The organism is Methylobacterium terricola, from assembly GCF_006151805.1.
Classification (GTDB): Bacteria; Pseudomonadota; Alphaproteobacteria; order Rhizobiales; family Beijerinckiaceae; genus Methylobacterium; species Methylobacterium terricola.
On sequence record NZ_VDDA01000003.1, the window covers coordinates 124931 to 146953 of the forward strand.

General features: G+C 70.8%; 22 protein-coding genes. 6 read left to right on the forward strand and 16 right to left on the reverse strand.

Annotation, left to right across the window (positions count from 1 at the left end):
* Nucleotides 1-224: 224 nt before the first annotated feature.
* Complete coding sequence (locus FF100_RS07935) at nucleotides 225-1502, forward strand: pilus assembly protein TadG-related protein (protein WP_171070089.1); 1278 nt, start codon at nucleotides 225-227, stop codon at nucleotides 1500-1502.
* 18 nt (nucleotides 1503-1520) lie between these two features.
* Here the strand turns inward: FF100_RS07935 and FF100_RS07940 are convergent, their stop codons facing one another.
* On the reverse strand, nucleotides 1521-2885 hold the full coding sequence (locus FF100_RS07940) for an aminotransferase-like domain-containing protein (RefSeq protein WP_139035024.1): 1365 nt from the start codon (nucleotides 2883-2885) through the stop codon (nucleotides 1521-1523).
* Between the two features lie 104 nt (nucleotides 2886-2989).
* On the opposite strand from FF100_RS07940, the gene FF100_RS07945 reads away from it, so the two are divergent.
* Nucleotides 2990-3187, forward strand: coding sequence for a DUF1127 domain-containing protein (locus tag FF100_RS07945; protein WP_139035025.1), 198 nt, complete (start codon nucleotides 2990-2992; stop codon nucleotides 3185-3187).
* Nucleotides 3188-3268: 81 nt separating this feature from the next.
* Nucleotides 3269-3712, forward strand: a complete 444-nt coding sequence (locus FF100_RS07950) for a VOC family protein (RefSeq protein ID WP_139035026.1) — start codon at nucleotides 3269-3271, stop codon at nucleotides 3710-3712.
* Nucleotides 3713-4077: 365 nt separating this feature from the next.
* Here the strand turns inward: FF100_RS07950 and FF100_RS07955 are convergent, their stop codons facing one another.
* The 5 genes from FF100_RS07955 to FF100_RS07975 all read right to left on the reverse strand — a co-directional run bounded on the left by FF100_RS07955 (nucleotide 4078) and on the right by FF100_RS07975 (nucleotide 9611).
* A complete protein-coding gene (locus tag FF100_RS07955; RefSeq protein WP_139035027.1) occupies nucleotides 4078-4686 on the reverse strand; it encodes a nucleotidyltransferase domain-containing protein in 609 nt (202 codons plus the stop codon).
* Between the two features lie 253 nt (nucleotides 4687-4939).
* A complete protein-coding gene (locus FF100_RS07960; RefSeq protein ID WP_139035028.1) occupies nucleotides 4940-5701 on the reverse strand; it encodes an SDR family NAD(P)-dependent oxidoreductase in 762 nt (253 codons plus the stop codon).
* Nucleotides 5702-5766: 65 nt separating this feature from the next.
* Nucleotides 5767-6213: a Crp/Fnr family transcriptional regulator gene (locus tag FF100_RS07965; RefSeq protein WP_139035029.1), complete on the reverse strand. Its 447-nt coding sequence runs from the start codon at nucleotides 6211-6213 to the stop codon at nucleotides 5767-5769.
* On the reverse strand, nucleotides 6210-9161 hold the full coding sequence (locus FF100_RS07970; protein WP_246101968.1) for an ABC transporter transmembrane domain-containing protein: 2952 nt from the start codon (nucleotides 9159-9161) through the stop codon (nucleotides 6210-6212). Before FF100_RS07970 ends, FF100_RS07965 begins: the two co-directional genes overlap by 4 nt.
* 231 nt (nucleotides 9162-9392) lie before the next feature.
* The gene (locus FF100_RS07975; RefSeq protein WP_139035031.1) at nucleotides 9393-9611 is read right to left on the reverse strand and encodes a hypothetical protein; all 219 of its coding nucleotides are present in this window, start codon (nucleotides 9609-9611) and stop codon (nucleotides 9393-9395) included.
* 324 nt (nucleotides 9612-9935) lie between these two features.
* On the opposite strand from FF100_RS07975, the gene FF100_RS07980 reads away from it, so the two are divergent.
* Nucleotides 9936-10130 carry a con-10 family general stress protein gene (locus tag FF100_RS07980; protein WP_048467100.1) on the forward strand — a complete coding sequence of 65 codons (195 nt, stop codon included), beginning with the start codon at nucleotides 9936-9938 and terminating at the stop codon, nucleotides 10128-10130.
* 206 nt (nucleotides 10131-10336) lie between these two features.
* On the opposite strand, the gene FF100_RS07985 is transcribed toward FF100_RS07980, so the two are convergent.
* The 3 genes from FF100_RS07985 to FF100_RS07995 all read right to left on the reverse strand — a co-directional run bounded on the left by FF100_RS07985 (nucleotide 10337) and on the right by FF100_RS07995 (nucleotide 12682).
* Nucleotides 10337-10543, reverse strand: a complete 207-nt coding sequence (locus FF100_RS07985) for a hypothetical protein (protein WP_139035032.1) — start codon at nucleotides 10541-10543, stop codon at nucleotides 10337-10339.
* Nucleotides 10544-10580: 37 nt separating this feature from the next.
* On the reverse strand, nucleotides 10581-11087 hold the full coding sequence (locus FF100_RS07990; protein WP_139035033.1) for a hypothetical protein: 507 nt from the start codon (nucleotides 11085-11087) through the stop codon (nucleotides 10581-10583).
* Nucleotides 11088-11878: 791 nt separating this feature from the next.
* Nucleotides 11879-12682 (reverse strand): response regulator, encoded by an 804-nt coding sequence (locus tag FF100_RS07995; protein WP_139035034.1) that lies wholly within the window; start codon nucleotides 12680-12682, stop codon nucleotides 11879-11881.
* Nucleotides 12683-12874: 192 nt separating this feature from the next.
* Between FF100_RS07995 and FF100_RS08000 the strand changes: the two genes are divergently transcribed.
* Nucleotides 12875-13135, forward strand: a complete 261-nt coding sequence (locus FF100_RS08000; RefSeq protein WP_139035035.1) for a NepR family anti-sigma factor — start codon at nucleotides 12875-12877, stop codon at nucleotides 13133-13135.
* Nucleotides 13136-13226: 91 nt separating this feature from the next.
* On the opposite strand, the gene FF100_RS08005 is transcribed toward FF100_RS08000, so the two are convergent.
* The gene (locus FF100_RS08005; protein ID WP_048429091.1) at nucleotides 13227-13403 is read right to left on the reverse strand and encodes a DUF1328 domain-containing protein; all 177 of its coding nucleotides are present in this window, start codon (nucleotides 13401-13403) and stop codon (nucleotides 13227-13229) included.
* Nucleotides 13404-13605: 202 nt separating this feature from the next.
* On the opposite strand from FF100_RS08005, the gene FF100_RS08010 reads away from it, so the two are divergent.
* On the forward strand, nucleotides 13606-13800 hold the full coding sequence (locus tag FF100_RS08010; RefSeq protein WP_139035036.1) for a hypothetical protein: 195 nt from the start codon (nucleotides 13606-13608) through the stop codon (nucleotides 13798-13800).
* A 187-nt stretch (nucleotides 13801-13987) separates the two neighbouring features.
* Here the strand turns inward: FF100_RS08010 and FF100_RS08015 are convergent, their stop codons facing one another.
* From FF100_RS08015 to ftsA, 6 genes are all read right to left on the reverse strand, one after another.
* Nucleotides 13988-14143, reverse strand: a complete 156-nt coding sequence (locus FF100_RS08015; RefSeq protein WP_246101969.1) for a hypothetical protein — start codon at nucleotides 14141-14143, stop codon at nucleotides 13988-13990.
* Nucleotides 14144-14397: 254 nt separating this feature from the next.
* The gene (gene recN / locus FF100_RS08020; protein WP_139035038.1) at nucleotides 14398-16071 is read right to left on the reverse strand and encodes a DNA repair protein RecN; all 1674 of its coding nucleotides are present in this window, start codon (nucleotides 16069-16071) and stop codon (nucleotides 14398-14400) included.
* Nucleotides 16072-16181: 110 nt separating this feature from the next.
* Nucleotides 16182-17084 carry an outer membrane protein assembly factor BamD gene (locus FF100_RS08025; RefSeq protein ID WP_139035039.1) on the reverse strand — a complete coding sequence of 301 codons (903 nt, stop codon included), beginning with the start codon at nucleotides 17082-17084 and terminating at the stop codon, nucleotides 16182-16184.
* A gap of 249 nt (nucleotides 17085-17333) precedes the next feature.
* Complete coding sequence (gene lpxC / locus FF100_RS08030; RefSeq protein ID WP_139035040.1) at nucleotides 17334-18281, reverse strand: UDP-3-O-acyl-N-acetylglucosamine deacetylase; 948 nt, start codon at nucleotides 18279-18281, stop codon at nucleotides 17334-17336.
* Between the two features lie 402 nt (nucleotides 18282-18683).
* Nucleotides 18684-20549: a cell division protein FtsZ gene (gene ftsZ / locus FF100_RS08035; protein WP_139035041.1), complete on the reverse strand. Its 1866-nt coding sequence runs from the start codon at nucleotides 20547-20549 to the stop codon at nucleotides 18684-18686.
* 114 nt (nucleotides 20550-20663) lie between these two features.
* Entirely contained in the window at nucleotides 20664-21989 is a 1326-nt protein-coding gene (ftsA, locus tag FF100_RS08040) for a cell division protein FtsA (protein ID WP_139035042.1), read from the reverse strand.
* Nucleotides 21990-22023: the final 34 nt, after the last annotated feature.

Consider the following 22023-nt stretch of genomic DNA (forward strand, 5'->3'; position numbering starts at 1 on the left):
GCGTTCCGTGCCGGACCGAAGGACGAGCCAGGCAGATTGCGGCGGTCTTGACCGTCAATTGCCGATTTCATCGCGCGGATTAGGTCTTTGGTGAGGCTTCGCGGAGCATAGCAGGACTGTGCTGGGAGCGAGCATCGCGAGACAACAACTCTCGATGGTGTTCGGAAACTATACAACCCGAACTGCCGCCTGCCTCGACGATGAGCCTCCGCTCGGATTTCGCCTTGACCTTCGGCCGCTTCCGGCACTGCCGGCGCGGAACGGTCACGACCCTGCTCGCCCTGCTGCTGCCGATCCTGGCAATGGGGTCGGTCGGCGTCGCCGAGATCTCCGAGGTGATGCTGGCGAAGTCGAAGCTGCAGAGCTACGTCGATGCTGCGGCGCTCCAGGGCGCAGGCGAGTTCGGGGTCGACCAGTCCGACGCGACGACGGAGCGCACCCGCCTCTACGCCGACGACATGGCGGCTCCGTTGCGCCTGCGCTGGTCGGTGACCTCGACCGCCTCGATCAACGCTGCGACACGCGCGATCACGGTGAGCCAGACCGCGCACCGCCGATCGTTCTTCGGCAACCTGCTGCCGCCAGGCGGCTGGAACATCGCCGCCGTTGCGACGGCGGTCCGCACCGCGCGCAAGCCGCTCTGCGTGCTCGGCTCGATGGCCGCCGGCCATCCCGGCCATCCCGGCCATCCCGGCTTGGGCGCCAGCGCCGGCATCCTCGACATCGCGTCGTCCACCATCACGCTGGAGGGCAGTTCGTCGATCACGGCGAGCGATTGCCTCGTCCAGAGCAACGCCAACCTGTATGCCGGACAAGGCACCCTCCTGCGAGCCGGCGAGGCGCGCGCCGTCGGCAGCGCGTCCGGCCCGATCCGCCCCGCCCCGGTGACCGACGCGCCGCTGATGACGGACCCGTTCGCGACCATGAGGATCGATATGCCGCTCCCGGTCTGCGACGTTCCTTCGCTCAACATCGGGACGGGGACCTTCTACCTCAAGCCCGGCGTGCATTGCGGCATCATCACAGTGCACGGATCGGCTAACGTGGTCCTTTCCCCCGGCGAGCACTATTTCGTCGGTCCCCTCCTCAGCATCGGCGGGCGGTCGACGGTCACCGGCACCGACGTCGTCATCGTCATCACGAACGCATCCACGTTGCAGGTGACCGGCACGGCCGTGCTGAACCTCGAGGGTCGCAAGAGCGGCCCCTATGCGGGCTTCGTGATGATCTCGGACCGCAACTTCATTGGCGACGTCCAGATCTCGACCAGCAACGCCCGCAAGCTCGTCGGCACGATCTACCTGCCGAATGCCAGCCTCACAGTGCACGGCATCAACAACAAGGTCGCCGACAGGTCGCCCTGGACGGTGGTGGTGGCGCGCACGATCCGGACGCTGGGAAGCGCCAACCTCGTCATCAATGCGAGCTACAACTCGTCGAGCGTGCCGGTGCCGGCCGGCGTCGGCCCGCCGAAGGACCAGCCGGTGCGTCTGGCGCAGTGACGGGCGGGCGCGCCGCGCCTACTCGACCATCTGGTCGTCCCCCGCCAAGCCGTCCCGCGCCCAATCCTCCCCCGCCAGGGCGAGGTGGCGCAAGGTATCGAGCGCCCGTGCGAGGTCGTCCCGGGAGGGCGTCGCAAGGGCGAGGCGGACGGCGTTCGGGGCGTGGCCGGGGCTGACCGCGAAGGCGGCGGCGGGGATGAGGGCGATGCCGCGCCGCAGGGCCGCGGCGGCGTAGGCCTCGGCGCGCCAGGTTTCGGGCAGCTCGAGCCAGAGGTGATAGGCGGCGTCGTCCCCCGTCACCGTCAGGCCCGCGAGGCGTTCCCGCGCCAGCGCCTGGCGCTCGGCGGCGTCGCGCCGCTTGGCCAGCGCCAGCCGGTCGGCGGAGCCGTCGCCCATCCAGCGCGTGCCGGCGGCGAGCGCCAGCCCTTGCGCGCTCCAGCCGCCCTGGCGTACCGAGGCCGCGAGGCGGTCGACCCAGCGGAGCGGGCTGACGATCATCCCGATGGTCAGGCCCGGCATCACCCGTTTCGACAGGCTGTCGACCAGGATCGCGTGCTCCGGCGCGAGCGCGGCAATCGGGTCGGCGTCGCGCAGGAAGCCGTAGACCGCGTCCTCGACGGCGACGAGCCCGGTCTCAGCGAGCAGGGCGGCGATCTCCGCCCGGCGCTGGGGCCCCATGGTCAGGCCGAGGGGATTCTGCAGCGTCGGCTGCAGGTAGAGGCCGCGCAGCGGCGCGGCGCGGTGGGCTTGGAGGACCGCCTCGGGCCGCACCCCCTCGCGGTCGACGGCGAGCGGCACCAGGGCGATGCCGAGCCGCGCCGCAATGCCCTTGATCACCGGATAGGTCAGCGGCTCGCAGCCGATGCGCTCCCCCGGCGGGGCCAGGGCGGCCAGCGCGGCGGCGAGCCCCTGGCGGCCATTGCCGGTGAACAGGATCCCGCCCGGATCGGGCGCGAAGCCGCGGCGGGCGAGGAAGCGGGCGGCCGTGGCCCGGGCCTGCGGCGTGCCGGCCGGACCGTAGAGCGTCAGCGCCGCCTCGACGGCGTGGCGCCCCAGCCCCGCCAGGGTCTCGGCCAGCAAGGCTTCCTGCTCCGGCAGGCGCGACATGGTGCGCTGGAGATCGAGGGCGCTCGGCGGCGGCTCCGCCTGGATCGGCTCGGCGGCGCCGAGATCGGAGCGGATGTAGGTGCCGCGCCCGACCTCGCCGAGGACGAGGCCGCGCCGAGCCAGCTCGGCATAGACGCGGCTCGCCGTCGAGACCGCGATGCCGCGGGCATAGGCGAAGTCGCGCTGCGGCGGCAGCCTCTCGCCCGGGTGCAGGACCCCGGCGGCGATGTCGGCCGCGACCGCATCGGCGATGCCGCGGTAATCGGTGACAGCCATTATTGCTCCGAGAACAATGTTCCGATTGCTCCGATCATCGTATCGGTACAATGCTGTCGGCGCAATCCCGGCCGGACTGCCCCTCCCCGTTCGGATCGACCACCATGCCCGTCGTCTCGCTGCCCCTGACACACCCCACCACGCGTCCCGCCCCGCCCCGCCCGGCGCTCCTGCACCTCTGGTGGCGCCGCGCCTGCGACCGCCGGGTCTACGCCGCGCTGACGCCCGCGCAGATGCGGGATACCGGTCTCGATCCGGACGTGGTGCGGCAGGAGAGCCGCAAGCGGTTCTGGCAGGCCTGACCGGAACGACGTGCCTCGCATGGGCTGTTCACCGTCGGCCGATCGGCCTTACCTTGAGGGGCGCAACCCCGGAGGCTGTCGATGCCGGACACCGAGACCCTTGCCGAACTCGCGCCCGAGGCGTCGGCGACCGCCGTGCGCCCGGGGATCCACCTCGACCACTGCGTCATCCATGTCTCGGACTGGGAGCGTTCGACCGCCTTCTACCGCGACGTCCTCGACGCCGAGGTGATCCCGGTCGGGCGCGGCTACGCCTACCGTTTCGGCGGCGTGCAGCTGAACTGCCACGGCCCTGGCCAGATCGGCGAGCCGCGGGCTCAGGTTCCGGTGATGCCCGGCAACAGCGACCTGTGCTTCCGCTGGCACGGCCCGATCGAGGCGGCGATCGCCCATCTGGAGCGCCACGGCGTTGCGGTCGAGCTGGGGCCGGTGCCGCGCCACGGCGCCGTGGGCGAGGGGATCAGCGTCTATTTCCGCGATCCGGATGGGTCGTTGATGGAGTTCATCACGTATCCGACGGGATGAGGGCTGCACGGCCGATCGCCGAGGAACGACCGCCGGCGATCGCCCGATCAGCGTGTTTGCGAGGTGGAGACATTCGCTTCGCCCCTGGGGCGGGGGCCGCCTCCCGGGCGCGCTCGGCATGGCAGTGCCGCTCGCTGTCGAGGGTGGGATGCGGAGGCCGACCGGCCGCCGGTACGCGAGCGTTCTCCCAGTGCCGCCACCCGGCCGTTCCTTGTCCTGGATCCAATCCACATAACTGGACGCTACGGCGAGCATGGCGCTTCGCGCATGGCCGCCTCAAGCACGACACATGGACCGGAGCACAACAGCCGCGTACATTACTGCCATATAGACCGGCCAGGGAATATCATCCGGCCGGCACTGAATCATGAGCGGATTTTCAGCTTTTCGAGCCATTCATGCCCTGGATGCAACTCGCTCATCAACTCGATGAATTGCGCCCTGTCTTTATTGGAAAATTTCGTCAGGCAAAGATTGAAATCCTCTCGATCCTTCTCCCTGCGATGCTTGGCCTTGAAGAGCATGACATGGACGGGCGAGAGGTAGGGAATGCCCGTTTCGCTCACGCGAATCGCATCGGAGCGCGCCATCCGTATCGTCTGATCGCGCTTGTAAATCCACAAGTCTGGCGTTCCCGGCTCCATCATCATGTCCACGCGCCAGCAACCTTGCCGCATGTCTCCGCCCCAAAGCTGCCAGACATCGCTCGGCGGGGCTGCGGACGGGGGCAGATACTCGATGATTCCGTCCTTGACCGTGAAAAAATCCAGATCGCGCAAAATAGCGCGAAAGTGGTGTGCGTCATCGCGAATGACGACGAACTCCAGGTCTTCGTGCTGACGTGTTTGCCGGCCATGCCAAACGTCCAGAGCCCATCCGCCGGCGACGTACCACGGCAGGCTTGCCTCCCGGAGGCGCCGGCCGAGTTCATGGGGAGACCATGCATCCCAGGCTTCGTCGTCGAGAGGGCTCATCGTCATATCCGCAGCGACACCGGCGAACGGCGAAACCTTGCAGGCACCGTAGCGCCCTCGATGGAACGCATGTCCCCTTGCGGCAGCATCCACGCGAGGTCCGGAACACTTCCGCGCCGTCGTCCGGTGCCTGCCAAGCAGGCCAAGGGCGGGCCTCCCCCACCCCGGCCAGGGGTGGAGCGCAAACCATCATCCATCGTGTCGAGCTGGTCGGATTTTGAGCGGCCCCGGAAGATCTCCTCCGGGCGCTCCGTCACAACCCCGATACCAGATGCCCGCCATCGACCGGCAGCGTCGCCCCGGTCATCCAGCCCGACGCATCGCCGGCGAGCAGCAGGAAAGCCCCGTCGAGATCCTCCGGGCGGCCGAGGCGGCGCATCGGGATGCGCTTGAGCATGGCCTGGCCGGGCGGCGTCTCGAAGAAGTCGCGGTTGATGTCGGTGCCGATATAGCCGGGGGCGAGCGCGTTGACGCGGATGCCGTAGCGGGCCCATTCGAGGCCGAGCGCCTGGGTCATCTGCACCACGCCGGCCTTCGACACCGTGTAGGGCCCGACCCCGCCGGCGACGCGCAGGCCGAGGATCGACGCGACGTTGACGATGACGCCGCCGCGCCCCGCATCGCGCCAGGCCCGGGCCGCCGTGGTCGAGACCGCCCAGACGCCGCGGAGATTGGTGTCGATCACCCGGTCGAAGGCCGCGAGGTCGAGGTCGATCGCCGCCCCGCCCTCGGCGATGCCGGCATTGTTGACCACCACGTCCGGCAGGGCATGGAGAGCCGCGAAGGCGGCCGAGATCGAATCCGGATCGGCGACGTCGAGAGCGACGGCGTGGGCCTGCCGGGCGCCCGCCGCTCGCAGGTCCTGCACCAGGGCGTCGAGCTTCTCCTTGCGCCGCGCCGCCACCGTGACGGCGGCGCTGCACCCGGCGCAGAGCCGGGCGAAATGGGCGCCGAGGCCGCTCGACGCCCCGGTGACGAGGACGTGGCGGCCCTCCAGGCCGGCTGCGAGATCCATTGGCATCTCCCCCCTTGTCGCGGGCGCGCCTCGTTCCGGGCACGCCTCGTTCGTCGGCCTGCGCGTCAGCCCGTCCGCATCTGCGCGAGCTGCTGGTTCGTCATCTCGAGGCGGTGGGCCAGCTCGCGCATCACCGCGATGGCGATCTGCGGGAACTGGCTCAACAATTCCAGGAAGACCCGGCGGTCGATGCGGAGCGCCGTCGTCGGCGTCACGGCGGTGACGGTGGCGGAGCGGGGCTGGTCGGCCAGGATGCCCATCTCGCCGACGAGGGCGTTGGCGCCGAGCAGCGCCAGGCGGATCGGCCCCTGCGGCCCGTCCAGGGTGACGGCCGCCTCCCCTTCCAGGATGAGGTAGGCGGCATCCGCCGCGTCGCCGCGGTCGAAGAAGCGCTGGCCGTCGGCGAAATGCACCCGCTCGCTGGTGAAGGCGAGCAGCTTCAGGCGGGCCGGATCCACCTCGCGGAACATCGGCACTTGGCGCAGCGACTGCACCTCGGTCTCAAGCGTCATGCCTTCACATCCTGCTCGACGCGCGCCGGCCCCGGCCCCGTCTTGTCATCCCCGGCGCGCCCGGAGACTGCCGCAGCCGGGCCCGCAACGCCAGCCCCTGGGCCTGCGTCTTCGGGGGACGCCGCGGGCGCCTGTTCGGGGGAGGTCGCGGGCGCTGGCTCAGGGGACGCCGCGGGCGTCTGTTCGGAGGCTGCCGCAGGTGCTTGCGGCCGCTCCGGCCCGTGGATCCGGGTGCCGGCCGCCCGCAGCACCCACTCGAACCGGTCGGCGACGCGGTCGTTCGGCAGTACCGCCACCAGGCTGTTCTCGCGGCCGTAGCGTTCGAGCAGCAGGCCCAGCACCGTGCGGGCACGGTTCTCGCCCATCGGCGACAGGGCGCCGTCGAGGACGAGGATGTCAGGCCGGCGGATCAGGGCCCGCACCAGGCTCACCACCGCCCGCTGGGTGCTCGACAGGAAGCGCCCCTCGGGGCCGACCTGATGGTCGAGCCCGACCCGGGTGATGGCGGGGGCGAGCTGCATTTCCTGGACGAGGGCGGTGCCGGTCGCCGTGACGGTCTCGACGGCATCGGCGACCGACTGGTTGATGCGGCCGAACAGCAGGTTGTCGCGCAAGGGCGCGGCGGCGCAGACCTGGTCGGGGTCGTAGAAATCGACGCCGCCGAGCCCGGCCTCGTCGAGGGCGGTGCGCAGCTCGGCCCGCGCCGCGACCAGCCGCTCGCGGAAGGCGTCGTCGATCAGGCCGAGGCGGTGGCGCGGCTCGATATAGGCGAGCGGCAGGGCGATGAGCCGGGTCGCGTCGGCCGAGCCGTAGCGGCCGAGCCCGATCCAGCGCCGCCGGATCCGGTTGAGCGTGCCGCCGCCATGGCGCTCGGCGGAGGCCTCGGTGGCGGTGCGGCGGGCGAGGATCGCCTCGTATTCCGGCAATTCGTCGGCGGCCAGGAACGAGAACTGCTCGAACAGCGGATGCCCGCTCGGCAGGCCGCGGAAGATCTCCAGCATGGTGGCGGCGATACGCTCGCCCATGGTGACGAGGTCGTCGGCGAGCCCGGTCCGGTCGAGGACGCGGCGCACCACCGGGTGCTCGACGAGCGCCCGGCCGGTGAGCGCCGTGGTCGTCGGCACGCCGAACAGCAGGTTCTCGGCCACCGTCGCCTGGCGGTTGTAGCGGGCGGGGTCGAACGGCTCGACGAGATGGGCGCGCCCCTCCGCCGCCAGCCGCTCGCGGAACGCGATCCGCGCCTCGATCAGCCGGGCGGCAAGGTCGGGGTGGCGCTCGGGATCGACCTGGCCGAGGAGGCCGAAGCGGTAGACCTCCTCGCCCATGCCGATGCGGGTGAGCCAGTCGAGGATCAGGGTGTCGAGTTCGGCAGCGTCCGTAACGCCGGCCTGGGCATAGTCGGTCCAGTCGGCCGGGAACGGCTCAACCGGGTTGCCGGTGCGATGGGCCTCGGCGAGGACCTTGGGGTCGACGGTGCCCGCATCGGGCGGCCGGCGGTGGAGGCCGTACACGATGTTGTCGCGCAGCGACCCCGGGAACAGGATCGGGTCGACGCCCGCATAGGCGATGCGTCGGGAGAGCGCCGCGCCCGACCATTCGGAGAGGTCGTGCCCCGCGAGGGTGACCCGGCCTGACGTCGGGGTGACCCGCCGCGCCAGCACCCGGGCGAAGGTCGAGGCGGCGGGACCGCCGTCGCTGACGATGCCGACCACCGCCGGAAGCGTCAGGGACAGCGAGACGTTGGTGAGGACCGGCCCGTGCGGCTCCTGGACGCCGACGCCCTCGGCGGCGAGGCGCCCGCACAGCGATTCGTCGCGGCCGGGCGCGTCGAGCCCGATCAGCCGGTCGGGCAGGAATTGCTGCAGCACCTGCTCGTACTTCACCTGCACGTCGAGGCGCTGCTGGTCCCAGTCGATCAGCTCCTTCAGCGGCGGCGGCAGGTCGCGATAGGCGGCGATGACGGCGACGAGCTGACCGATGCTGAGCTGGCCCTTAAGGGCGAAATAGCCGCCGATGCAGTAGAACAGGAACGGCGTCATCTGCGCGAGCAGGTTGTTCAGGAACTTGACCATGAACTTGCGCCGGTAGATGCGCAGGCGCAGGTCGAACAATGCGCCGAGGCGGTGGCCGATCTCGGCCCGCTCCCAGGCCTCGGCCCCGTTGGAATGGACCGCCGCGATGCCGTCCACCACCTCGCCGACCCGGCCGGCGAGGCGGCGGGAGGCGAGCTGGCGCTGGCGCCCCAGGCGCAGCAACTCGCGCCGCAGCCGCGGGATCACCACGAACTGCACTCCCACCACACCGGCGGCGAGGAGCCCGAGCCAGACGTTCTGGAGCAGGATGAACGTCATCGCGGTGGCCGCCTGGGTGCCCAGGAAGGCCGGCAGGATGTAGGCGTCGCCGATGAAGCCGCCGATCGGCTCGACCTCGTCGCGGATGATGGTGGCGACCTCGGAGGCCTTGGTCTGGCGCAGCGCGTCCGGCGAGAACCGCATGATCAGCGAGAACAGCTGGAACCGCAGGCGCCGCAGCATGCGCTCACCGAGCGCTCCCTTGGCCACGTTGATCCAGTACTTGAAGGCGCCGTTGATCAGAACCAGCAGCAGGAACATCGAGGACAGGCCGAACAGCAGCTCGAACCGGTCGACGTCGAAGCCGTCGAACAGCGAGACGTCGTGGCCGAACCAATCCGGCATCTGGAGGCGCAGGACCAGGAACTTGGCGGTCTCGTTGCCCTTCTCGAAGGCGTGGCCCTGGATCGCCTCGTTGACGATGCGGCGGGGCAGGTCGAGGGAGGCGAAGTAGAGCGGCAGCGAGGCGAGCACGACGGCGCAGATCAGGATCTGGTCGCGCTTCGAGTGGCGCCAGATGTAGCGGAACAGGCTGCGGTCGAGGCCGCCGGAGGCGTCGGCCGCCTCCGGATCGTTGCCGGCTCCGGCGGAAGCCAAGTTCCTGCTCGATTTGTTCCTGTCCGCCTGGTTCCGGTCCGCCTCCTGGTCCGCGGCGCGGTCGCCGCGACCGGCTGCCGGCACCTCGCCCGCGACCTGCGCAATCTCGCCGCCCGCCCGCTCCGCCGCTCCCGCCCCGCCGCTCATGGTCCCGCCGCCCCAGATCCCGCCTGCCTGTGTAGAGGGCCGAAGCGGGACTGCAAACCGCCGCAGCGTCAGGGCGTGCCGGCTTCAATCCCGGCGCGTGTACTCCTTGCGGGTCGTCAGCCCGCCGATCGGCTCGTCGCCGAACTGCCGGTTCGGCTGGGGCGAGTCGCCCGGTTCCTCGGTGGTGGTCGGGCGCGGGCTGCCCTCCTCGGCCGGCATCGGCGGCGTCGGGCTGCGATTTGGCGCCGGCGCGGTCTCGGGATGGGCGGCGGCCTCGGGGCTCACCATGGTCTTGTTGGTCATCGGGGCTGCTCCGCAACGATCGGGGGCGGTGGATGGGTGCGGGGCCGGCCCGGCCCGCACGGAGCATCCGCCGCGGGATCAGGGTCGAACGCCGGCCCACACGGCCGGTTCCGGCGCTTACGGCCAAGTTTCCGTCCGCGCGAAGGGCCAAGTTTTGCGCTGCCGAGGGTGTTAGGCCAAGTCACCGGGTCGGCAGAGTGTCGCAGGGGCTGGCCTGTACTGCCCCGATTCGGGAATGTCGGGGCGGCGACCCGCATGCGTGGCAGGAACCATCATTTCCGCTGAAGGTTGTCCGGACTGAGAACACCGGCCAAGGAGGCAATCATGGCTACCGGAAATTCGACTTCGAAGCGCGGCTTCGCGTCCATGGACCTGGAGCGCCAGCGCGAGATCGCCAGCAAGGGCGGCCGCAGCGTGCCGGCCGAGAAGCGGTCCTTCTCCCAGGATCGCGAGCTGGCCTCGTCGGCCGGCCGGAAGGGCGGCCAGGCCTCGGGCAGCGGGCGCACCACCGACGAGTGAAGCGGGGAATCGCTCCACGTGACCGGGCACACGCCCGGCCAGCCGAGCGTCGCCTGACTGAACCCACCGAAGACTTACTCTCATGCGCCGGAGGGAGCCCGTCTCGCCTCCGGCGCATCAGCGTGAGCCGTCGCCGCAGCAACGAGACGCGACGAAGCATCCCGGGCGCCGCTGCGCCCGGGATGCTTCGGTTCGAGGAAGACCCTTCAGGCCGCGAGCGGCCGCGCCGTGACCACGAGGTTGCGCCGGGCGAGGGCGGCGCAGATCACATCGTCGACGGGCCGCACCGCTGTGACGCCGGCGAGCAGGCTCGCCAACCGGTCGACATCCGGTTCGATATGGGCGTCGCGATGGGCCCGCTCGGGGGGCAGCGGCTGAGGCGACGGCGCCTCGTGGTCGCGCAGATCGATCATGGGACGATCCTCGGTGACGGAGTTTCCGCGCAGCGGCTCACAGCGTCGCGACGCGGGTCGGGAGGATGGCGCCGGCATCGGCCAGGCACCGGCTCGGCAGCAGACGGCGGGCCTCGTGGCCGGCGAGCCCGCTGATCGCACCCTCGCAGCCTTCCAGCATCCGCCGTCCGGTCTGGCCGGCGGCGGTGGGCTCGCGCTGCGCCACCGGGCTACCCGCACGTTCGCGCACCGTGACATGCGGCAGGGCAGTGTCGCGAGCGACCAGGGTGGTGTTGCGGGTCGTATCGGCCTGATACACGACGTCGCCGGCGGCGTTGCGCAGCGTGACCTTGGCGGCGCCGAGGCCGGTGATCTCCACCGCGACCGGAACCTGCGCCTTGGCCGCCGGGCGAACCGGGGCCAGACGGTCGCCCTTGATCGCCGCCTGCTCGACGCCGACCGGACGGGCGAGCGCCTCGACCGAGTGCTCGATCAGCGGCTGACCGACCAGAGCCAGGAGCGCGGCCGGAACCGTAATGCCGAAGAAGAAATGCGGGCGGAGCATACGCGTGGCCCTCGCGGCGAAGCTTGAGATTGCTTCCTTAACGCGTATTCACACCAAGTCGTTCCCACGATCGTGCAAGGGCGGGACAGTTCATGCCGCGAATGCCGTGCACCCCGTCAACCTCTCGTTAACCGGCAATGATCCGAGCCAGGACCGGCCGAAGCGGTGCAATTCCGCCACAGGCAACGAAATACGGTCGCTCCAACGGCGGCGTGGAACCAATCTCGTGGGATTCCCGTTGATATGGCAACCCGGCCACCTGGTCCTCCCCGCATTCCCCTTGTGCATTGGCCGGAAACTCTTTCAACGGGCCGGATCCCGATCCGGCCCGTTCTTTTGTATTGAGTGCCTCTTTTTGGGGTGGGCCAAGTCGAGCCGATGTTGTCGGCGGAAAGCGCTGCGCGATCGGCCGACCGGCGGAATACGCCGCGCCACGTCCTTCAGGGCGATTTGCCCCCGGCGGCCAACCGCCTTGGTTGCCGAGAGCCGCCCTCGCGGTGATGGGCTTAACGATCGACGGGCCGAACGATGTGACGCTGTCCAGGATGCGAGGGCGTGGCGCTTTCGGCGGCTCATGCGCGAGCCGGGGCCGTCAGGGCGAAGGACGCCGCCTCCCCCCTTGCGACGATGTCGGACATCAACTCCCGATCGGAGCCTTCCTCGATCCGGGTCGCCTTCCGCTGGCGCAAGACGGCAGGTCGAACCCCGGAACGACGAAATCCCGGCACCCGCCTGTCAGCGGGCCCGGGATTGCGTGTCATCCTCGGCTCACGCTCCGAGGCGGCGCCACCTCAGGCGGTGGCGCGGGCCTCGCGACGGCGCGCGCTCTGCTGGAAGAACAGAGCCTGGCTGATCACCGCCGAGACGTTGGCGGGCTGGAACGGCTTGGCGATCAGGAAGGCCGGCTCGGGCCGCTCGCCGGTGAGAAAGCGCTCCGGGTAGGCGGTGATGAAGATCACCGGCACCTCGAACGACTTCAGCAGGTCGTTGACCGCGTCGAGGCCCGAGGAGCCGTCGGCGAGCTGGATGTCGGCAAGGATCAGGCCGGGGCGCTTGGTCGATGCGAGCTTGACCGCCTCGGTCCGCGTGCGTGCGACGCCCGTGACGTTGTGCCCCAACCCCTCGACCAGAGCCTCGAGGTCCATGGCGATCAACGGCTCGTCCTCGATGATGAGGATCTCGGTCGCCATATCGGCGGCAAGCTCGCGGCCGGCCTCGTCGACGAGGTCGCGGACTTCCGACACGTCGACGCCCAGGATGGTCGCGGCGTCCTCCTCGGAGAAGCCCTCGAGACAGGAGAGCAGGAAGGCCTGGCGCGGCAGCGGGGTGATCTGACCCAGCCGCACCTCAGCCGGGAGATCGTGCTGCGCCTGCTCGGTCTGGCCGTTGACGGAGAGCGAGTTCCAGATCCGGGTGAAGACGCGGAACAGATCGGCCTTGACGTTGGTGCTGCGCCCGAGGGTCTCGGGTTCGTTCACGAGCGTCTCGAGCGTCGCGGCCACGTAGGCATCGCCCGCCACCTGGCTGCCCGTGAGGGCGCGCGCGTAGCGACGCAGGTACGGCAGGTGCTGCACTACGAGTTGTGCTGTCGACATTCAGGTCCCCTTGGTGTTGTCGTTCGCGCGCGGCGGCCCTCATGCCTCTAACGCCCCCCGGACGCATTCGTTCCGGCCCGGCGCGGAACTGACCGCGCCGGTACGCGTTGTCGCCGCAAGCGCGCGACCCGGCATACCGGGCGCCATGGCACCGCCCTGTCCGCATGTCCAGGACGGGCGTAGGGGAATGGCATGAACGATGGCAAGGGGATGCGGGGCCCGGGCGGACAGGGGCCGCAGGCCTCCGGCGAAGAGGACGATCCGGCCGCCGGACCCGGGCAGCCCGCACTCGACCGCAACGTTCAGGGGCGGATCGGCTCGCATCTGCGCGCCATGTATGACGGCCTGATGCAGCAACCCATTCCCGATCGGTTCATCGACCTGCTCGCTGAACTCGAGCGCGGCGCGGCCCCTCCTCCTCCGCCGGCGACACCGGCGACGGACGAAGAGTGACGCACCTCTTCGACACGATGATGACGCCGCTCCTCCCGGAGAGGAGCGGCGCGAAGGCGTCTCGGATCCCGGCGGGAAGCGGCGCCCGCCGTCAGAGCGTCGGCGAGCGGCCCCGCATCAGCCCGACCACGGCCGAGATCGCGAACAGCACGACGGCGACGAAGAAGATGAGCTTGGCCGCTTCGACGGCCGTGCCGGCGATGCCGCCGAACCCGAACAGCGCGGCCACCAGGGCCACGACGAGGAAAGTGACAGCCCAACCCAGCATGGCGTGACCCTCTGATCTGATCTCTCGGCCCGCGGCCGATCATGGTCAGACAACGTCAAGCCTGACTTTGGGTTCCGCTTTGTCGCAGGTGGCGCAACCGGGTTGGACACCCCACATCCCGGTCATGGCCGGTGATGGGGGCCGCGCGGAACTCCGGTTTCGCGCCATACGTTCTCACCGGCGTCTGGATGGAGGGTAAGAGATGATCCGTTCCAATGCCCCGCGTGCCGGCCTCGTGCTGCTCGCCCTGCTGGCGGGTCTTCTCACGGCCTCTCCGATGGTCGTCGCGGGGATCATCGCGGCGCTCGGCCTCGCCGGCGCCCTCGCCGTGGCGGGGTCGCGGGCGCAGGTCCCGGCCCTTGTTCCGGTGCGGGTGCGGGACCGCCGGCGGCGCTGAGCACCGCCCTCCCCTGCCGGCGTCCCTCATCGGAATCCGGCGGGGTGCGGGATCGGCAATCCTGCTTCCGACGCGGCTCGCTCCGCCGCTGCGACGGGATACTTGACAGTCCATATCTGGTCGGACGCCGCTGTGGCGCCGCCTCTGGTCGGCCGAGGCGGGCGCCTGGAGCGCCCGCGCCGGCCGATCAGCGCTGACGCTGCATCTCGCGCTCGCGGTGACGCAGACGTAGCAGCAGATCGACCTGATCGAGAGGGATGGGTTGCCCGTCCACCGTGCGCTCGTAGAGCGAGCGCAGCGTCCGTCCCAGCCGATGCTGCGCCTCGACGCAGATCGCCGGCATGGTCGGATCCTGGAGGGAATCCCGGGACGCACTCACTTCCTGCTTCATCGGACCGCTGGCCCCGTGCCATCGCGCGGATCCGAGGGAAGGTCGATCCGCGCCTTAGACGAACAGTCTCGCGGGATATGGTAAAGAAAGAGTTAAAATTTTCTCTTTGTTCACCATGTCGATGATGGACAAGTCCGTCGTCCGAATCGCCGGTCAAGCTTAACCATACAGAAACGCGTGTCGAGAGCCGTGACGCGCGACAGCGCTCAGGCCTCGGCCGCCTGGAGCAGACGGGCGGCGGCGGCGCGGGCCTCCTCGGTCACCGTGGCGCCGGCGAGCATGCGGGCGATCTCCTCCTGGCGCGGCATCGCGGCGAGGGGCTTGACCCGGGTGGCGACCCGGTCCGAGCCCTTCACGGCCTCCTTGGCGATCAGGAAGTGGGTCGAGGCGCGGGCCGCGACCTGGGGCGCGTGGGTGACCGCGACGGTCTGGACCCGGGCCGACAGCCGGGCGAGGCGGGCGCCGATCGCGTCCGCCACCGCGCCGCCGACGCCGGTATCGATCTCGTCGAAGATCAGCGTCGGGGCCGAGCCCTTGTCGGCCAGCACCACCTTGAGGGCCAGCATGAACCGCGACAGCTCGCCGCCGGACGCCACCTTCATCATCGGGCCGGGCCGGGTGCCCGGGTTGGTCTGGGCCCAGAACTCGACCCGGTCGAGGCCGGCCGGATCGCGGGCCTCCGGATCGGTGACGATCTCGGTGATGAAGCGGGCGCGCTCCAGCTTCAGCGGCGGCAATTCGGCCTGGACCGCCTTGTCGAGGGCCGCCGCCGCCTTGCGCCGGCCCTTGCTCAGGGCCTCCGCCTTCTCGAGATAGGCCGCATCGGCCTTGGCGAGGTCGGTCTCGAGGCGGCCGAGGGCCTCCTCGCCGGCATCGATCACCGCGACGTCGCCCTCGTAGCGCTGGCGGAGCGCCGCCAGGTCGTCGACCGCGACGTTGTACTTCCGGGCCGCCGCGCGCAGGCCGAACAGCCGCTCCTCGACCCGCTCCAGCTCGCGCGGATCGAACTCGGCCGCCTGGAGCGCATCCTCCAGGCTGGTGCGGGCCTCGTCGAGGGCGACGAGAGCGTTGTCGAGGGCGTTGATGCTCGGCTCGACCAAAGCCGGGGCCTGGGCGGCGCGGCGCTCGAGCTTGCGCAAAGCCGCCGAGAGATGGGCGGTCGGCGAGCCCTGGCCGGCGACGGCGTCGAGGGCCTCGTTGAGCTCGCGGGCGACCTTCTCGCCCTGCTGCATCGCCGTGCGGCGCTCGGCGAGCTCGGTTTCCTCGCCCGGCTTCGGATCGAGGGCGGCGAGCTCCTCGACGGCGTGGCGCAGGAAGTCGACCTCCTTGCGGGCGGCCTCGACCCGGGCACGGTGCTCGGTGAGGGCGCTGCGGGCCTGGCGCACCCGGCGCGCGGACTCCGCCACCGCCACCTGGCGGGCGCCGAGGCCCCCGAACGCGTCGAGGATCGCCCGGTGGGTGGTGGAATCGGACAAGGCCCGGTCGTCGTGCTGCCCGTGGATCTCGACGAGCGCCGCCCCGATGGCGCGCAGGACCTGCACGCCGACCGCCTGGTCGTTGACGAAGGCGCGGGTGCGCCCGTCCGCGACCTGAATGCGGCGCAGGATCAGGTCGCCCTCGGTGTCGATGTCGGCGGCCGACGCAAGCACCCGGGCCGGATGGTCGGCGGGCACGTCGAACACCGCGGTGACCTGGCCCTGCGCCTCGCCCTGGCGCACCAGGCGGCCGTCGCCGCGGCCGCCGAGCGCCAGCGTGAAGGCATCGAGGAGGATCGACTTGCCGGCGCCGGTCTCCCCGGTCAGGACGCTCAGGCCTTCGCGAAAGTTCAGCTCGAGCTTATCGATCAGGACGATGTCGCGGATCGCGAGCTGAACCAGCATGCCACCCTTGCCGGGACGTGAAGGAGGAGATCGGGCGGGTATCTACAGCCGAACGGGCCGCGGCGCGAGTGCGCGCCACGGCCGCATGTCTCGGCGGAGCCGCGAGGCTCTTACTGCGCCTCGGCGGTGCGGGTGTCCATCCCGATCACGCCGCGGAACGCGCGGCTGATCCACGATCCCTTCTCCTCGCGCGGCTGCAGGCCGCCGCTCTGGAGCAGGTTGAACGCGTCCTTGTACCAGGGCGAATCGGGGAAGTTGTGGCCGAGCACCGCCGCGGCGGTCTGGGCCTCGCCGGTGATGCCGAGCGCCATGTAGGCCTCGGCCAGGCGCTCCAGCGCTTCCTCGACGTGGCGGGTCGTCTGGTACTTGCTCACCACGTCGCGAAACCGGTTGATCGCCGCCGGGAAGTTGCGCCGCTCGAGGTAGTAGCGGCCGATCTCCATCTCCTTGCCGGCGAGCTGGTCGCGGGTGATCTGGATCTTGGCCTTGGCGTCCGAGGCGTATTCCGAGGTCGGGTACTTCTGCACCAGCTCGGTGAGCGCCACGAGGGCCTTCTCGGAGCGGTCCTGGTCGCGGGTCACGTCCGGGATCTGCTTGTAGTGCGACATCGCCAGCAGGTACTGGGCGTAGGCCGCATCCTTCGAGCCCGGATGGCGCTGCAGGTAGCGCTTCGAGGCGGTGATCGCATCCTCGTAGCGGCCGCCCTCGTAGTTCGAGTAGGCGGTCATCAGCACCGCCTTTCGCGACCAGTCGGAATAGGCGTACTGCTTGTCGAGATCCTCGAACCGCTTCGTCGCGCCCTCGTAGTCGCGGTCCTCGAGCTTGGCGAGGCCCTGGCTGTAGAGCTTGTCGGCCGGGGTGTCGGCCACGACCTCAGGCTTGTACTTCTCGGAGGCGAACGGGTTGATGGAGTCGATCGCGTCGCAGCCGGCGAGCCCGAGGCCGCACGCCGCCAGCAGCACGGTCCGCAGGACGGTCACCTTCGCGTCGCGAAGCGGGTGGGCGAACGGCATTCGGGTTCTTCCCCAAGCAGGCGGCCCTGCACGGCCGCTGATCCACGAGCCCCTTAGCGCAGGCCGGCGCGGCGCGCCAAGCCCGTGACGGCCACGAGCCCGGGAGAGCGGGCGGCCATCGGTCAGGAACCTCTTAACCCTGCGGGGCGAATAGGGCGCCAAAGCGGCGCGAAGAGGCTGACGTTCCACCGCGGCGCGGCGAAAGCGGCCGGCCGTTGCGCGATGGCAACAGCCTGCGGCCACACGATCTCAGAGCTCGGGCGCGTAGACCGCGGCGCCGAGACCGACGCCGAACTCGGCGAAGACCGGCTCGCGGCGGGCGGCGGCGCCCTCGACGATGGCGTAGTTCGACCGGTCGGCGAAGAGGGCGGTCAGCACAGCGACATTGAGGCCGTGGCCACCGCAATAGGACTGGTAGGCGCCGAGGATCGGCAGGCCGGCCAGCGCCAGGTCGCCGACCGCGTCGAGGAGCTTGTGGCGGACGAACTCGTCCGGGTAGCGCAGGCCTTCCGGGTTGACGACGCCGCCGTCGCCGACCGCGACGGTGTTCTCGAGCGAGGCGCCGAGCGCGAAGCCGGCCTTCCAGTAGCGCTCGACGTCGCGCATCATCCCGAAGGTGCGGGCGCGGGCGATCTCGCGGCGATAGGCGGCGGGGGTCAGGGTCATCGCCTTGCGGCTGCGGCCGATCACCGGGCTCTCGAAGTCGATCTCGACGTCGAGGTGGAAGCCGCGCTCGAACGGGCGCAGCTCGGAATAGGCGCGGCCCTTCTCGATCCGGACGGTCTTCAGCACCTTGATGAAGCGGCGGGGCGTGCCGCAGGAGGTGGTGCCGACCGCCTCGATCGCCGCCACGAAGGGGGCGGCGCTGCCGTCGAGGATCGGCATCTCGGGCCCGTCGATCTCGACGAGGCAATTGTCGATGCCGAGCCCGTAGAGGGCGGACATCAGGTGCTCGATGGTGGCGACGGCGCCGGTCTCGCGGTTGCCGATGACGGTGCAGAGCTCGGTGGCGCTGACCTGGGCGTGGTGGGCCTGGATGAGCCGGTCGCGGCCGTTCGGGAGGCCGGTGCGCAGGAAGGCGATGCCGTGATGCGCCTCCGCGGGATGAAGAGTGATCGAGACGGGGTTACCGGAATGGACGCCGATGCCTGAAAGGCCCGCGGCCGAGCGTAGGGTCGTCTGCTGACTTGTTCTCATTACCTCAGCCCTCGGCCGCGACTCACCAGCGTGTCCCGTTGCCGGGCCCACGTTCGAGGCGATCCGTCCGTTGCTTGAAGCCCCTGTGGGTGTCAGTGCCGGCGGGTGGCGCGGCCTTCGCCCTTGTGCGTAGGACAGCTATAGTCGCGCTCTCAAGCACGGCCAAATCACGGATTCTTACGCTCTGTAACAGTCCGGCGGCCCGCCTCCAGCCGCAAAAAACCGTTCTGCATCAAAAGCTTGAACAACGCGTAAACCCCGAGGCCGGGCGGCCTCGGGGTGTGTCTTTTGGGCGGCACCGGGCGCCCCTGTGGCGGCATCGTGGCGGCGTGCGCGCCACCCCGACCCCAGCCGTCCCCGTGGGGTCCGCCGTTCGGGCGAACCCTGCCGGGACGGTCGGCCTCAGTTCGCCTGGCGACGGAGGAAGGCCGGGATCTCGAGCTGGTCGTCGTCCATCATGCGTGTGCCGGCCGGGACCGCGCGGCCCTGGGCGTCGAGGTTGCCCTGCGCCGGGCGGTAGCCCTGGGGCTGGGGCGCGTAGCCCTGCGGGGCATAGGCCTGCGGGGCGGTCTGGCGCGGGGCCGGGGCGGCGTGGTGCTGCATCGGAGCCTGCGGCACCGGAGCCTGATGGAGAGGCGCCTGGGGCATCGGCCGCGGCGCCGGCTGCGGAGCGTGCGCCGCCGGGGCGTGAGCCGGAGCCTGGGCCGGGTGGCCGGCCTCGTCCTCGCGCCGCCCGCCGAAGCCGACGGTGGCGAGGCGGCGCAGCAGCGAGGTGCGCTTGGCGTCCGGGGTCACCTGCTGCACCGGCTCCTCGCCGCGGCTGGCCCGGATCTGGTTCTGGGCCGGCATCGGCAGGTCCTGGACCCGGGGCATGCGCGGCGCGCGCACCACCGCCGGGGACGGCGGGATGAACGGGCCGGAGGCCATCGGCATCTGCGGCTCGGGCGCCGGCGCCGGGGCCGGCTCGTAGACCGGGGCCTGACGCGGCTGGGTCGGGGTGATCTGCACCTCGTCGCGCATCAGGCTGGCGGCCTGGTGAGCGGTCGGCAGCTCCATCCGGACGGGCTCGGGCGCCGCGGTCTGAGCGTGCAGCGGGGCATGCATCGGGGCATGCGCCACCGGCTCCGGCGCCGGGGCCCGCGCTACCGGGGCCTCGGCGGGACGAAAGGAGGCGGTGGAGGGGGGCGCCGACGGGGCGGCGGCCCGGGCCCGCGCCTCGGCGCGCAGGCGCTCGGCGACCTCGGCGATGCGCTGCTCGGTCTGGGCGATCTCCGGCGAGCCGATCGCGTTGGCGTTGATCAGGGCCGGCTCGATGCCGGTCGCGACCACCGAGACCCGGATGATGCCGTCGAGGCTCTCGTCGAAGGTGGCGCCCAGGATGATGTTGGCGTCGGAATCGACCTCCTCGCGGATGCGGGTGGCAGCCTCGTCGAGCTCGTAGAGGGTCAGGTCGTTGCCGCCGGTGATCGAGATCAGGAGGCCGCGGGCGCCCTTCATCGAGACGTCGTCGAGGAGCGGGTTGGCGATCGCGGCTTCCGCGGCGCGGTTGGCGCGCTTCTCGCCCGAGGCCTCGCCGGTGCCCATCATCGCCTTGCCCATGCCGCGCATGATCGCCCGCACGTCGGCGAAGTCGAGGTTGATGAGACCCTCCTTCACCATCAGGTCGGTGATGCAGGCGACGCCCGAGTAGAGCACCTGGTCGGCCATCGCGAAGGCGTCGGCGAAGGTGGTCTTCTCGTTGGCGACCCGGAACAGGTTCTGGTTCGGGATCACGATCAGGGTGTCGACGGCCTGCTGCAGCTCGTTGATGCCCGATTCGGCGGTGCGCATGCGGCGCACGCCCTCGAACTGGAACGGCTTGGTGACGACGCCGACCGTCAGGATGCCCATGTCGCGGGCGGTGCGGGCGATGACCGGGGCCGCGCCGGTGCCGGTGCCGCCGCCCATGCCGGCCGTGATGAAGCACATGTGGGCGCCCGAGAGCTGGTCGCGGATCTCGTCGATCACCTCCTCGGCGGCGGCGCGGCCGACATCGGGCTGCGAGCCGGCGCCGAGCCCCTGCGTCACCCCGATGCCCATCTGGATCACGCGCTCGGCCTTCGACGAGGTCAGCGCCTGGGCATCGGTGTTGGCGACCACGAACTCGCAGCCCAGCAGGCCCGACTCGATCATGTTGTTGACGGCGTTGCCGCCGGCGCCGCCGACGCCGAACACGGTGATGCGGGGCTTCAGTTCGCGGATGTCCGGAGCTTGCAGGGAGATGGCCATGATGCGCGAGCCTCTGATGATCGTTACGTTTCTGATGGCGCCTGACGGCGCCGTTTGCCGTCCCGCCCGCCCGGTGCGGCCCGTTTCCGGGGCCCGCGCCGGGGGGCGATTCCGTTAGAAGCTCTCCCGGATCCAGCGTCCGACCTTGGAGAGGTAGGTGTCCGAGCCGAGACCCGCATGCCCGGTCTGGCCGCGGGGCTCGAAATGCTCGACATGCGAGACCTGGGGGTAGACCAGGAGGCCGACCGCGGCCGAGAAGGCCGGGCCCTTGGCGGCCTCGGGCAGCCCCTTGATGCCGAGCGGCCGGCCGATCCGGACCTGGCCCTGCAGGATGCGGCGGGCGACCTCCGGCAGGCCGACGAGCTGGCTCGCGCCGCCGGTCAGCACCACCCGGCGCCCGGCCTGGGCGGCGAAGCCCGCGTTGCGCAGGCGGTCGCGCACCAGCTCCAGCACCTCCTCGACCCGCGGGCGGATGATCCGCACGAGGTGCGATTTCGGGATGTGGTGCGGCAGGTCGCGCTCGTCCTCGTCGACGCCGTGGACCGCGATCATGTCGCGCTCGTCCGACGCCGTCGCCATCGCGGCGCCGTAGAGGGTCTTCAGCCGCTCGGCCGCCGCCACCCGGGTCGAGAGGCCGCGGGCGATGTCCATGGTGACGTGGTGGCCGCCGACCGCGAGCGCGTCGCAATGGACGAGGTGGCCGCCGGAGAACACCCCGACGCTCGTCGTGCCGCCGCCCATGTCGACCACCGCCACGCCCATCTCCGCCTCGTCGTCGACGAGGGCCGAGAGGCCCGAGGCGTAGGGGGTGGCGATCACCGCCTCGACCCGCAGGTGGGTGTTCTCGACCGCCAGCATCAGGTTGCGGGCGGCGGCGATCTCGGCGGTGACGACGTGCAGGTCGACGCCGAGCCGCTCGCCGAGCATGCCCGAGGGATCGACCACCGCGCTCTGCTGGTCGAGGGAATAGCCGGTCGGCAGGGCGTGCAGCACCGCCCGGCCGGGGCTGATGCTGTGGGTGCTGGCAGCTTCGAGCACCCGCTGCACGTCCGCGCCGGTGACGGCGCCGGTGCGCACCGGGACCTTGGCGTCGAAATGCTGCGAGCCGAGGCGCCCGCCCGACAGGCTGACGATGACCGACTGCACCTCGACCCGGGCCATGCGCTCGGCGGCGTGGACCGCCTGGCGGATCGCGGTCTCGGCCGCCTCGAGATCGACCACGGCGCCGCCCTTGAGGCCGAGCGAGCGCTGGTGGCCGATGCCGATGATGCGGGCGAGGTGGGTGCGGCCGCGCAGGGTCGCGAGCGTCTCGACCGGCTGCAGCTCGGCGACGAGGCAGACGATCTTGCTGGTGCCGATGTCGAGCACCGACAGGGTCGCGCTGCGACGCGCCGAGAGCGGCTTTAAGCGCGGCGTGAGACCGTGCTGGAGGAGACTCATGACGCGACGCTCACGGACAGGAACAGGGAATCGA